This is a genomic window from Haloferax gibbonsii ATCC 33959 (genome assembly GCF_000336775.1).
GTDB lineage: Archaea > Halobacteriota > Halobacteria > Halobacteriales > Haloferacaceae > Haloferax > Haloferax gibbonsii.
In genome coordinates this window covers 121,370-133,485 of record NZ_AOLJ01000028.1, presented here as the reverse complement: position 1 = coordinate 133,485, position 12,116 = coordinate 121,370, and the positions used below count along the sequence as shown (strand labels likewise).

The following is a 12,116-nucleotide window of genomic DNA, read 5'->3' as shown; positions in this document are numbered from 1 at the left end:
CGGCTTTGTTATGGGGCCGATACCGGCCGACGCCGCCGTATTCTACCGGGAGAACGAGTGATTCGCGCCGGCGGTGGTCGCGCTGTCGGTCGCCCGCTGTTCCGAATCGTCGCCGGAATCGCGCTCGGCGAGGAACTCGCGATAGTAGTCGCCGAGGGGGCCGACCCACGCGCCGCGGTCGAGCGCCCGTTCGATGATGCGGCGGTAGAGCCGGCGGTAGCCGGGGAACTCGTCCTCGTTGAAGTACCGCGGGTGCCACAGCACCGTCATCACGGCGTCGTTCGCCTCGGCCTCGTCGAGGAGGCGCTCGCACTCGGCCCACGCCTCGTCGAACGCCGACCCGGGGTCGGGAAGCGACACCTCCATCAGCGTCAGCGGGAAGACGACGAAGTCGTCGTCGAAGGGGCGGAACGGCTGGTAGCCGTGCTGGAAGCCGTTTTCCGAACTCGACCCGGGGCTGGCGTCGTACTTCAAGCCGAGTTCGCGGTGGTAGCGCCACGTGTTCGGCCCGAGTTTGAGGTGGTGCTGGCGGCCGCCGACGATTTCGTGGCCGAGGACCGCTTCGAGTTCGCGCTTTTCGGTCCGGAGGCGGTCGAAGTCGTCGCACGACCGGAACGAGCCGTGGATGCCGACCTCCCAGCCGCCGTCGTCGAGGGCGCGGACGGCGGCGGCGACCGACGCCGAGTCGAGGTCGTACCGGCCGAGGTGTTCGACCCAGTTCTTCGGTTCGAGCCAGTCCGAAAGCGACCCCGTCTCGAGGAGGCTCGGCTCGTTGAGGAAGTAGAACGACGAGCGGACGCCGAGGTCGCGTTCGAGCGCCATGACCTCCTCGAACTGCCAGTAGGGGTTCTCCCGCCGGAGGAGCGTCCGGAGGTGGTAGCCGGGGTTCGACTTCGCCGCGTAGTACAGCCCCTGATACGTCTTGTACGGGCGGTCCACGTCGTGGGTCAGACAGACGGCGAACCCCGGTTCGCTCGGTTCCGTGGCGGTCACGCGGTGGTCAGCTCGCGCATCTGAATCTCCCTTCGTCTCACGCATACTCGTACTCCGAGAGCGCGGCGACGATTCGCTCGGCGGCGCTCCCGTCGCCGTACAGCGAGGGCTTTTCCGGAAGCGGGTCGTCGTCGGCCAGCGCCGCCCGAATCGCGGTCGCGTCCGCGCCGACGAGGGCGTTCCAGCCGGCGTCGACGGTTTCGGTCCACTCGGTCTCGTCGCGGAGCGTGAGACACCGGGTGTCGAGGTAGAACGCCTCCTTCTGGACGCCGCCGGAGTCGGTGGCGACGCGCTCCGCGCCGTCGAGCAGGCGGACGAAGTCGAGGTATCCGACCGGTTCCACGAGGACGACGTTCTCGGCGTCGGCGAGCCGCGACCAGAGGCCGCTGGCTTCGAGCGCCCCCTCGGTCCGCGGGTGGACGGGGAAGACGACCGGGAGTTCCGACGACGCGAGCCCCTCCACGATGCCTTCGAGGCGGTCGTAGTCGTCGGTGTTGGCGGCGCGGTGGACCGTCGCGAGGACGTACTCGCCGTCTCGGAGGTCGAGGTCGGCGAGTATCGACGACCGCTCGCGGGCGGCCTCGCGGACCCGGAGGACCGCGTCGTACTGCACGTCGCCGGTCACGGAGACGCCGTCGCGGATGCCCTCGGCCGCCAGCGTCTCGGCGGCCGACTCGGAGGGCGCGAACAGCAGGTCCGAACAGTGGTCGGTGAGCACGCGGTTGACCTCCTCGGGCATCTCCCAGTTGTGGCTCCGCAGGCCGGCCTCGACGTGCGCCAGCGCGGGCTCGCGCTTCGAAGCCACGAGCGCCGCCGCGAGCGTGGAGTTGGTGTCGCCGTAGACGAGCACCACGTCGGGCTCCTCGTCGGCGACGACGGCGTCGAGCCGGGTCATCATCTCGGCGGTCTGGGCGGCGTGGCCGCCCGAGCCGACGCCGAGGTTGTAGTCGGGTTCCGGGATGTCGAGTTCGTCGAAGAACACGCCCGACATCGACTCGTCGTAGTGCTGGCCGGTGTGGACGAGCACCTCGTCGTGGTCGCGTCTGAGCGCGTCGGAGACGGGGAACGCCTTGATGAACTGCGGGCGCGCGCCGACGACCGAGAGCACCTTGAGACGGCTCATCGGCCCGGTCCTCCGTGCGGCGCGTCGGCCGCAATCTCGGTGTCGGCGTCGGCCTCGGACGACTCGCCTCGCGGTCCGCCGCCGATTTCGTACACGCGGTGGCCGATGTCGCCGAGGGTGCCGCGGCCGTCGACGACGACGAGGTCGTCGAAGGCGGCCCAGTCGATTTCGTCGAACTCCTCGTGCGGCGTGACGACCACGGCCGCGTCGAGCGCGCGAGCCGGTAGGTCGGCGAGCGAGACGGGGGTCGCGCCGAAGGACGCGACGACCTCGTCGGAGAGCATCGGGTCGACCGCGAGGACGGTCGCGCCGAGTTCGTTCAGTCGGTCGATGACGCCCGCGGCGGGCGTCGCGCGGGTCTCGGCGACGCCGGGGCGGTAGGTGACGCCGAGGACGGCGACGGTCGCGCCTTCGACGTCGCGTCCCGTCGCGGCCAACTCGTCGCGGAGCTTGTCGGCGGTGAACGCCGGCATGCTGTCGTTGACCTCGCGGGCGGTCAGGAGCAGCGGCGTCTCGGCCTCGACTCGGCTCGTGATGAAGTACGGGTACCACGGGATGCAGTGGCCGCCGACGCCCGGGCCGGGCGCGTGGATGTCGCAGTACGGTTGGGTGTTGGCCGCGTCGATGGCCTCGGTCACGTCGATGCCGAGGTCGTCGCGGAGCCGCGCGAGTTCGTTCGCGAGCGCGATGTTCACGTCGCGGTAGACGCCCTCGAACAGCTTCACGGCCTCCGCGGTCGTCGCGTCGCGCACGGGAATCACCTCGTTCGAGGTCAGTTCGCCGTAGACGAGCGCCGCGACGCGGGTGCTCTCGGCGTCGACGCCGCCGACGATTTTCGGGTGCGACTCGGTGATGTCGCGGAGCGCCCGGCCCGACGAGGTCCGCTCGGGGCAGAACGCCACGCCGAACTCGCCGGCCGAGAGGCCGCTTCGCTCCGCGAGGTACGGCACGACGAGGTCCTTGCTCGTCCCCGGCGGGACGGTGCACTCGACGACGACGAGGTCGCCGGGCGCGAGGCCCCGCGCGATGCTGTCGAGGACGGCCTCGAACGCCGCGAGGTCGGGTTCGCGGTCGTCGGTCAGCGGGGTCGGGACGATGATGACGTGAATCGCGGCTCCCTCGGCCGCGGCGACGCCGTCGGTGGTCGCCCGAAGCGCGCCGCGTTCGGCCTGCTCGGCGACTAACTCGGGGAGTCCCGGCTCCTTCGCTACGTGGCACTCGCCGTCGTTGACGCCGCGGACCACGTCCTCGCTGATGTCGACGCCGGTGACGTTGCCCGTCGCGCGGGCGTAGACGGCCGCCAGCGGGAGGCCCATCTTTCCGAGGCCGTACACCGCGACGGGGACCTCGCCGGCGCGCAGGGCCCGCGTCTGTTCTTCGGGCGAGCGGTCGGAGCCGTACAGTCCGGGTCGTTCGCGGCTCATTGCCGGCCCTCCGGGGTTTCCGTGGTCTCCGCGGTCTCGACGCTCCGAATCGCCGACTCGGCGTCGGCCTCGATGCGCCGGGCGAGTTCGATTGCGCGCAGGCCGTCGGCCGGGGTGACGAGGACCGGGCCGCCGTCGGTCGCGGCGTCCACGAACGCCTGTAGCTCGCGTTTCAGCGGCTCGCCGGTGTTAATCATCGGCTGTTCCATGACCACCTCGTGGCGGTAGCGCACGCTCCCGTTGTCACGGAGGTAGTCCGGCCGCGACTGGCGGAATATCTGGACCGACTGGTTCAGGTAGTCGACCCGGATGAGCCGGTCGCGCGCGGTGATGTCGAGGGTCCGCGTCTTCTGCTGGGTGAGCCGACTCGCGGTGAGCGAGGCGATGACGCCGTTCTCGAAGGTCACCTGCGCCGTCGCGTACTGCTCGTCGGGCGTGGCGGTCGCGGCCACGCGGTCGACCGCGGCGTCGACGAGCGAGAGCACCACGTCGATGTCGTGAATCATGAGGTCCATGACGACGCCGTCGCCCATCTCGCGGTTCAGCGGCGGGCCGAGCCGGTTCGCGGTGATGGCGATGGGTTCGACGCCGTCGAGGAGGTCGGGGAGGGCGCGGACGGCCGGGTTGAACCGCTCGATGTGGCCGACCTGCAGCACGACGCCGCGTTCCTCGGCGAGCGCGGCTAACTCCGCGCCCGCGTCGAGGTCGTCGACGAAGGGTTTCTCGACGAGCGCGTGGACGCCGGCGTCGATGCACTGCCGGGCGACCGACTCGTGGTAGGGCGTCGGCACCGCGACCGTCACCACGTCGACGCGGTCGAGGAGTTCCTCGATTCCGTACGCGTCGGTGCCGAAGTCGGCGGCGACCTCGGCGGCGCGGTCCGCGTCCGCGTCGGCGACGCCGACCAGTTCGACGCCGCGAAGCTCCGCGTAGACCCGCGCGTGGTTGGTTCCCATCGACCCGACGCCGACGACGCCCGCGCGGACCGGGCGCTCCCGGCCGCCGTCTGTTCGCAATCCGGTGGTTTCTCGGCTCACCTCGCCACCTCCGCGTAGTTGGCGACCGCAGTCCCGACGCGCTCTACGTCGGCCTCGCTGAGTCCGGGGTGGACCGGCAGCGAGAGGACCCGTTCCGCGGCCTCTTCCGCGACGGGGGCCGACACCGCGAGGTGTTCGTACGCGGGTTGCTTGTGGACGGGCTTCGGGTAGTAGACGCCCGTGGAGATTCCCTTCGCGTCGAGGTACGACTTGAGGGCGTCGCGCTCGATGCCGTCGCAGGCGACGGTGTACTGGTGGAAGACGTGGGTTCGGTCCGACGGCGTGTGTGGCGTCGTGACCGGCGAGTCTTCGAGGTACTCCGTGAGCGCGGCGGCGTTGGCCTGTCGCGCGCGGGTGAACTCGGGGAGGCGTTCGAGCTGGACCCGGCCGATGGCCGCGGCGATGCTCGTCATGCGGAAGTTGTGGCCGACCTCGGCGTGTTCGTAGCCGGAGACGCGGCCGTGGTCCACGAATCGGGCGGCGCGCTCGGCGACGTCCGCGTGGTTGGTGGTGATCATCCCGCCCTCGCTCGTGGTCATGTTCTTCGTCGGGTAGAACGAGAAGCACGCGGCGTCGCCGAAGGAGCCGACGCGCCGTCCCTCGACTTCCGCGCCGTGGGCCTGCGCGGCGTCCTCGACGAGCAGGAAGTCGTACTCCTCGGCGAGTTCCGTGAGGCGCGTCATGTCCGCCGGGAGACCGTAGAGGTGGACCGCGATGACCGCGTCCACCTGTTCGCCGGCCCTGAGCCGCGCTTCGAGCGCGTCGGGGTCGATGTTGTACGTCCGCGGGTCGATGTCGACGAAGCCCACCTCGGCCCCCGTGAACGCGACGGCGTTGGCCGTCGCGATGAACGTGAAGGGCGTCGTCAGGACGCGGTCGCCGGGGCCGACGCCGAGCGCGTGGAGCGCGGCGTGGAGCGCCGTCGTCCCGTTCGAGGTGGCGACGCCGTGGTCGGCGCCGCAGTAGTCGGCGAACTCCCGCTCGAAGCCCCGAACCTCGGGGCCGTCGGCTATCATGCCGCTTTCGAGGACGGCCGCGATTCGGTCCCGTTCCGCCGCGCCGAGCTGGGGCGCGGCGATGGCAATGTGGTCTGAACTCATCGTCGTATCCTGTTTTCTCCCCGCAGTTGCTCCGGCAGTTCGCGGTGGACGGCGGGGACGCCCACGGCGAGGGTTCGCGGCGGCACGTCGTTCACGACGAGCGCGCCGGCGGCGACGAACGCGCCCTCGCCGACGGTCACGCCGGGGAGGAGCGTCGCGTTCGCGCCGATAGAGGCGTGGTTCTCGATTGTCGGGCCGACCAGTTCCGCGTCGGCGCGGACCGGGTAGGGGTCGTTCGTCATCACCACGCCCGGGCCGACGAACACGTCGTCGCCGATGCGGGTGTTGGTGGGGATGTAGACGTTCGTCTGGATGCTCACGCGCGACCCGATGGTCGTGGTGCCGTCGACGACCGTCTCGGTCCCGAGAAGCACCTGGTCGCCGATGGTCGTGTGCTCGCGGACGAGGACGTTGTGGCCGGTGACGAAGTCGTCGCCGATGCTCACGTCGTGGTAGACGATGGTTCCGGCGCGGATTCGCGCCCGGTCGCCGATGACCGGGTCGTCGCCGTCGCCGTAGCCGATGGTGACGCCGTCGTCGACGTGGGATTCGACGCCCATCTCGGCGCTCATCGTCGTCCACCTCGCGTCGGTCGCGCTCCATCGACTGTCTGTGTCGACTCGGCGAACGGCCGAATCGACTGGAAAATCTGGAATTTCATATCATGTCGGCGGGGAGTCTGCCTGCCTTAGCGAAATTCAGTCTCGGTGAGGGCTTTGTTATGGAGTGATTGCCGCCCGAAATCCGGTCGCAGTCACTTCGTAACGCCGCGGCGGATTCCGGTCACGGAGCGCTTGAGAAGCTCCACGCCGGGCGCGCCGTCGCCGAGCCAGAGCCAGACGGCGCTCCCGAGCAACGCGAGCTCGAACGCGACCAGCACCCACGCCTCGGGTCGGCCGAGGAAGACGACGAAGCGGCGCAGGTAGAACCACGTCTGGGCGAGGAAGCCGCCCATCGACGACTCGCTCCCGTGGGACAGCGGCCACAGGAACGCCCGAATCACGTCGTAGTTCCCGAAGAAAAAGCCGTTGTACAGCAGGTCCGCGGGGATGTGCGAGAGGTAGCCGAGGGCGAAAGCGACGCCGACCGTGGCCGCCCCGTAGCGCCGCGCGACGGCCACGACGAGTATCGAGACCGGCACCGAGACGAGAATCGAGTGCGCAACCGAGATACCGCTCGGCAGGATGCCGAACGACCACGCAAGCGGCTTGTCGACGAGGTCGGGGAACTGCGTCCCGACGAGCACCGCCAGCGCGGCCCAGCCGTCGAGCTTTCGGCCGGTCGCCCGAGCCCACAGCGAGACGAGGATGTAGCCGACGGCGGCGTGCTCCCACGGGAACATCAGCGGTCGCTCCCGGTCGGTTGGCCCGTGGTCTCGGTCGATTGCGTCCGCGTCGGCGGTTCTCTGTCGGCGGTTCGTCGTCGCGGGGTGATAGTGGGGGTACGTGTCTGAAACATCTGGTGTGTGTCGGGCGCGTCGGGTCGGCTGTGGAGGACGTGGTTTCCGTCCGCGTCGGACGCGGTGTTGGGCGAAACGGCGCGCGAGCGCCCGGTCAGGGGACCCGTGTGCTCGTCCGGGTTTTGTTATGGCGACTGTAACCGCCTCGGGGCGGTTTTCGCCGCCGGAAGTCGGCGTCGATTCGAGCGGCGGCGGCGGGTAGACGCCGTATAACTACTCCCGCGGGGCGCGTGGCATCTCCAGAGAGTATGCGATACCTGTTCTTCACCAACACGCCCGCGCACGTTCACCTCTACAAGTACGCCGTCAGAGAGCTTCAGGCGATGGGTCACGACGTGCTCGTCCTCGGCCGCGACTACGGCTGTACCAAGGACTTGCTCGAGTACTACGACCTCCCGCACGAGATGTACGGCTCCTGCGGGACGACGAAGTACTCGCTTTTCAAGTCGCTCCCGTTCCACTACGTCAACATCTTCCGCGCCGTGCGGCGGTTCAAGCCCGACCTCATCTTCGGGATGGGCGGCTACGCGGCCCACGCCGGGGCCGTCTCGCGGACGCCCGTGGTCCTCGTCCTCGACTCCGAGCCGACCTCGTTGGACCACGTCGTCTCCCGGCCGTTCGCCAAGGCGATTCTGACGCCCCACACCTTCGGGAAGGACCTCGCGGACAACCACTACCAGTTCCGCGGGTTCAAAGAGACGGCCTACCTCCACCCCGACGTGTACGAGCCCTCGGTGGACATCCGCGCCGAACTCGGTCTCGACCCCGACGAGAAGTTCGTCGTCGTCCGGTTCAACGCGTTCGGCTCGCACCACGACGTGGGCCACGGCGGCTTTACCCCCGAGCGCCGCCGCGAACTCATCGAGATGCTGGGGGAGCGCGCGACCGTCTTCGTCCTCGACGAGAGCGAGGAGCGCCGCGACGGCGACCTCGACACCCGGCCGTTCGACTTCCACCCCGCGCTCGTCCACGACGTGCTCGCCGAGGCGAACCTGCTCGTCGCCGACACTCAGACCATGGTCACCGAGGCGGCGCTGCTCGGGACGCCCGCCATCCGGTCGAACTCCTTCGTCGGAGACGACGACATGGGCAACTTCGTCGAACTCGAACGACAGGGGCTCATCTCCAACCTCAAGTCGTTCGACGACGTGATGGCCCGCGCCGAAGCACTCCTCGACGACGACGGCGCGAAGACCCGCTGGGCCGAAAAGCGCGACGCGTTCCTCGCGGACAAGGTCAATCTCACCGACGTCATCGTCCAGGTGGCGCTGAACTACGGCTCCGTCGAGACGGTCGACTCGCTGACGCGACACACAGTCCCGGCGTAGTCGCCGTCGCGCCATCGCCGACTTCACGCCGCCGGCGTCCGGCGTAATCGAAACCGCCTCTGATTCCCCCACGCCCTCGGAGGCGGTCAATCGACCCATAACTAACCGCCGAACCGCCCAATTTTCGCGCATCGGCCGGCGCGCGCCCGCGCCCGCCTCGACGCGTCTCGTGACTCGGACTCGGGATACCCCGACCACGACCCGCGGAACCAACCAGAACCAATCCATGAAGCCCAAGCAAACACTCCTCATCGTCGGTCCGAAAGGAACCGGCGGCATCGACCGATACATCACCGAACAGCGTCGCTACCTCGAAGACCGGATGGACGTTCGCGTCTACACGCGCTACACCGCGCCGAAGGGCGAGGGACTCGAACTCGCGGCACGGATGCTCCTCTCGTCGCTCATCGCCGTCGTTCTCTTTCCCTTCCAGCGACGCCCGGACATCGTTCACGTCCACTCGTCGCACACCTACTCGTTCTACCGCGCGGCGTTCTTCACGCTGTTTTCGAAGTACGTCTGGCGGGTTCCGGTCGTCCTCCACATCCACGGCTCGTCGTTCGACGACTTCCTCGCGACCGATTCGCGGGCCGTCCGCCGACTCCAATCGCTCGTCTTCGACGCCGTCGACGACGTGGTCGTCCTCTCGGAGTACTGGCGCGGCCTCGTCTCCCGGCTCGCCGGCGAGGAGAAAGTCCACGTCATGGCCAACGCGGTCGAGCCCGCGGAGTACGACCCGACCTACCCGACCGACCCCGTCCACCTCGTCTTCGTCTCGAACCTCATCGAGCGCAAGGGTATCCGCGAGTTCCTCGACGCCATCGAGATACTCGAATCGACGCCCGGCCTCGACTTCGAGGTGAGCATCGGCGGTCGCGGCCCCCACGCCGACCGCGCCGAGGCGGTCGCCGCCGCCCACGACAACGTCTCGTACCTCGGCTTCCTCTCCGAGGAAGACAAGCGCGACCTCATCAGCCGCGGGACGGTGTTCGTCCTCCCGACCTACGCGGAGGGGCTCCCCATCGCCATGCTCGAAGGGATGGCCGGCGGCAACGCCATCGTGACCACGCCCGTCGGTAGCATCCCCGAGGTCATCACCGACGACCGCGGGATTCTCGTCGCACCCGGCGACGCCGAAGAGCTGGCGCGGGCGCTCGCGCGACTCGTCTCCAACCCCGAGGAGGCCGTCCGCATGGGCCGGACGAATCGGGCGGTCATCGAAGAGCGCTACTCGTGGCAGTCGAACGCGGACGAGTTGGTGGCGATGTACGCCGAGGCGGCGTAGCGTCGGAGTCTGTTTTTGCGTCGGTACCGTTTCCCGCCGTAGATAGTTCTCTCCGGGCTCGGTTCGTGGACGACACGCGGGCTCCGCGACACGCGGCTGACGGCGCACGCGAGGAGTTCGGCGACTGATGGCTTCAGTCAACAAGGTTTCTGCTGAAACCGTCGCTCAGATGTCAGGAGTTCCCCTCGGGAGTTTACCCGATGAGCAACTGTTTCTCTTGGGGCAAGCCTCATCTCGCTTTCGGCGTCGGCGTCTACTGCCTACGTCCGAGGGCGTTGATGCCGTCGACAGACACGGATCATCTTTCTTCACGACCGAAGACAGACTAAAAAGAGTTCTGAGAGGCCCGCCCGGCCTCAGTCGGCCGGCTGCGGCGCGTCTTCGGCTTCCGTCGCGCTCGCGGCACCTTCTCCGACGCCGCGGCCCTTGCGGTCGATGTACTTGCGAACCCAGAGTTCGCCGGTGATGATGCCGGAGATGGCGCTCATGTGTTCGGCCTCGCCCGTGAGTTCCTCGCGCTGGAGGCGTCGAATCTCGTCGGCGTCGAAGTACGGGCGCTCGCAGGCGGAGTCGAGCAGGTCGTCGATGCGCTCGCGGAGCGCGCGGTTCGTCCGGTACCAGTCGCCGATGGTCGAGCGGCCGCCGTAGGTGTGCACGTCGCCGACGAGTCGCTCGCGGATGCGGTCGACGGAGGTGCCGACGACGAAGCCGGCGGCGTGTTGCCACATCGGGCGCGCCGGCGGGACCTTCGTCCGCTCGTAGGGGATGTCCGCGAGCCGGCCGTCGAGGCGGCGGACCAGTTCGACCTTCGGGTAGGCCGTCCCGGCGGGAATCTTCCCGTTGGTGAACGGAATCGAGCCGACGCGGTGCGACAGCGGCATCCGCGTCACGGCTCGGAGGAACTCGGTGTCGCTGAACGGGACCCGCGTGCCGGCCTGGCTCTCGGCGATGGGGTTGCTGGCGAAGTCGCACCGCGGGAAGTAGTTGCGGTAGTAGCAGTCCATCGCGGTGCTGTAGAGGTCCGGCTGGTCGCTCTTGCGCACCTCTTCGCGGTAGGTCGTCATCGGGTCGAACTCGGTCCGCAGGAGCCGGCGGGCGTCGTCCACGTCGATGCGGTGTTTCGCGCGGTAGAGCGCCGCTTCGGGGGATTTGCTTCCCTCGACGGCGGCCCGGCCGATGCCGTCGCCCATCATTCCGCCCTGTCCGCAGCCCTCGATGAGCACGTCGGGCATGTCCTCGATGTTGAACACGTTCGCGAGGTTGACGAACGTCGAGAGGCCGACCATCCCGCTCGTCAGCTGGACCGACTTGTCGAGCGAGTCGACGAGCGCGTTCGACTCGACGGGCACGCGCCTGTTTTCGAGGCCGAGCACCTCCGAGACCTTCGCGGCGAGTTCGAGGTTGCTCCCGTTCGCGGGGTTCGAGTCGTAGGTGTAGGTCGTGAGGTCGTGGTAGCGGCTGAGTTCGCCCGCCATCGAGCGGCTGTCGAGGCCGCCGGAGAGCCACAGGCCGATGTCGCCGTCTATCGTGTCGGCCATGTCGGCGATGACGTCCTGATAGGCCGCGGTGAGGTCGTCGAGGTAGGAGTCGTCGGGGCTCTGTTCGAACGTGTGGTGCCAGTACGACTCGATTTCGGGGCCCGTGTCGGCCCGGTAGTCGAGGACGGACCCCGAGGGGAGGAACTTCACGCCCCGCACGAGCGTCTTGTCGCCCCAGACGTGCCCGATCATGAGGAGGTCGCTGATGGCGCGCTCGTCGACCTGCGGGTCGTCCAAGAGGGTCGTCAGCGCCCCGACTTCCGTCCCGAAGGCGAACGGCTCGCCCGCGACGTAGAAGCACTGTCGCGTCCCGAGTTTGTCGCTGGCGAGCACGACGCGCTCGTCGTCGCCGTCGACGCCGACGACGAGGAACGAGCCGTCGAGCTCGGGGAGGAGCGCGTGCGGGTCCTCGAACAGTCGGTCGAACAGCCCGTCGGCGTCGAGGGCGAGTTCGTCGAGGTTCGTCACCGCGCCGTATATGGCTCCCACGCGCGAGCCGTCCTCCCAGACGGTACAGCCCTTGGGGTCTCTCGCGCCGTGGTGGAGGACCGAGACGCCGAAGCGGCCGGTCGACCGCGTCGCCGACTCGTACCAGTCTTCGTGGTGGAGTTCGGCCGCGCAGGCGTCGAGCGTCGCCGCGTCGAGCGCGCCGCCGACGAAGCCGGTCATCGAAGACCCTCGCGTCCGGTTCGCTCGGCGGTCTGTGGCGTGACTACTGTGAGTGACATCGTTGCCCGATATCCGCGTGCGTCGGGTTTTGTTATCACGCGCCTATACGTCGCGCGGCGGCGTCGAGCGCCGTCGAACCGACCGGAACCGAGGCTCGAAC

At 68.8% G+C, this 12,116-nt stretch carries 10 protein-coding genes; 2 read left to right on the top strand and 8 right to left on the bottom strand.

Features of this window, described 5'->3' with window-relative positions; translation table 11 throughout:
* Nucleotides 1-42: 42 nt before the first annotated feature.
* The 7 genes from C454_RS18670 to C454_RS18640 form a co-directional block, all read right to left on the bottom strand.
* Nucleotides 43-1,038, bottom strand: a complete 996-nt coding sequence (locus tag C454_RS18670) for a polysaccharide deacetylase family protein (RefSeq protein ID WP_049905299.1) — start codon at nt 1,036-1,038, stop codon at nt 43-45.
* Nucleotides 1,031-2,116, bottom strand: a complete 1,086-nt coding sequence (gene wecB / locus C454_RS18665; protein WP_004978045.1) for a non-hydrolyzing UDP-N-acetylglucosamine 2-epimerase — start codon at nt 2,114-2,116, stop codon at nt 1,031-1,033. The genes C454_RS18670 and wecB overlap by 8 nt, the downstream gene beginning before the upstream one ends.
* A complete protein-coding gene (locus C454_RS18660) occupies nt 2,113-3,540 on the bottom strand; it encodes a nucleotide sugar dehydrogenase (protein ID WP_004978042.1) in 1,428 nt (475 codons plus the stop codon). The genes wecB and C454_RS18660 overlap by 4 nt, the downstream gene beginning before the upstream one ends.
* A complete protein-coding gene (locus C454_RS18655; protein WP_239639956.1) occupies nt 3,537-4,577 on the bottom strand; it encodes a Gfo/Idh/MocA family protein in 1,041 nt (346 codons plus the stop codon). The genes C454_RS18660 and C454_RS18655 overlap by 4 nt, the downstream gene beginning before the upstream one ends.
* Entirely contained in the window at nt 4,574-5,677 is a 1,104-nt protein-coding gene (locus tag C454_RS18650) for a DegT/DnrJ/EryC1/StrS family aminotransferase (RefSeq protein ID WP_004978024.1), read from the bottom strand. Before C454_RS18650 ends, C454_RS18655 begins: the two co-directional genes overlap by 4 nt.
* A complete protein-coding gene (locus C454_RS18645) occupies nt 5,674-6,249 on the bottom strand; it encodes an N-acetyltransferase (protein WP_004978023.1) in 576 nt (191 codons plus the stop codon). Before C454_RS18645 ends, C454_RS18650 begins: the two co-directional genes overlap by 4 nt.
* A gap of 182 nt (nt 6,250-6,431) precedes the next feature.
* Nucleotides 6,432-7,019 carry a metal-dependent hydrolase gene (locus tag C454_RS18640; protein ID WP_004978022.1) on the bottom strand — a complete coding sequence of 196 codons (588 nt, stop codon included), beginning with the start codon at nt 7,017-7,019 and terminating at the stop codon, nt 6,432-6,434.
* A 365-nt stretch (nt 7,020-7,384) separates the two neighbouring features.
* Between C454_RS18640 and C454_RS18635 the strand changes: the two genes are divergently transcribed.
* A complete protein-coding gene (locus tag C454_RS18635; RefSeq protein ID WP_004978021.1) occupies nt 7,385-8,464 on the top strand; it encodes a DUF354 domain-containing protein in 1,080 nt (359 codons plus the stop codon).
* Nucleotides 8,465-8,690: 226 nt separating this feature from the next.
* Nucleotides 8,691-9,749: a glycosyltransferase family 4 protein gene (locus C454_RS18630; RefSeq protein ID WP_004978020.1), complete on the top strand. Its 1,059-nt coding sequence runs from the start codon at nt 8,691-8,693 to the stop codon at nt 9,747-9,749.
* Nucleotides 9,750-10,105: 356 nt separating this feature from the next.
* Here C454_RS18630 and C454_RS18625 read toward each other — a convergent pair whose 3' ends face one another.
* Nucleotides 10,106-11,956: an asparagine synthase-related protein gene (locus C454_RS18625; RefSeq protein WP_004978019.1), complete on the bottom strand. Its 1,851-nt coding sequence runs from the start codon at nt 11,954-11,956 to the stop codon at nt 10,106-10,108.
* Nucleotides 11,957-12,116 lie beyond the last annotated feature (160 nt).

Excerpts from the sequence above, each read along its gene's own strand:
- C454_RS18670 (WP_049905299.1), bottom strand. The coding sequence starts at position 1,038 with ATGCGTGAGACGAAGGGAGATTCAGATGCGCGAGCTGACCACCGCGTG.
- wecB (WP_004978045.1), bottom strand. The coding sequence starts at position 2,116 with ATGAGCCGTCTCAAGGTGCTCTCGGTCGTCGGCGCGCGCCCGCAGTTC.
- C454_RS18660 (WP_004978042.1), bottom strand. The coding sequence starts at position 3,540 with ATGAGCCGCGAACGACCCGGACTGTACGGCTCCGACCGCTCGCCCGAA.
- C454_RS18650 (WP_004978024.1), bottom strand. The coding sequence starts at position 5,677 with ATGAGTTCAGACCACATTGCCATCGCCGCGCCCCAGCTCGGCGCGGCG.
- C454_RS18645 (WP_004978023.1), bottom strand. The coding sequence starts at position 6,249 with ATGAGCGCCGAGATGGGCGTCGAATCCCACGTCGACGACGGCGTCACC.
- C454_RS18640 (WP_004978022.1), bottom strand. The coding sequence starts at position 7,019 with ATGTTCCCGTGGGAGCACGCCGCCGTCGGCTACATCCTCGTCTCGCTG.
- C454_RS18635 (WP_004978021.1), top strand. The coding sequence starts at position 7,385 with ATGCGATACCTGTTCTTCACCAACACGCCCGCGCACGTTCACCTCTAC.
- C454_RS18630 (WP_004978020.1), top strand. The coding sequence starts at position 8,691 with ATGAAGCCCAAGCAAACACTCCTCATCGTCGGTCCGAAAGGAACCGGC.
- C454_RS18625 (WP_004978019.1), bottom strand. The coding sequence starts at position 11,956 with ATGACCGGCTTCGTCGGCGGCGCGCTCGACGCGGCGACGCTCGACGCC.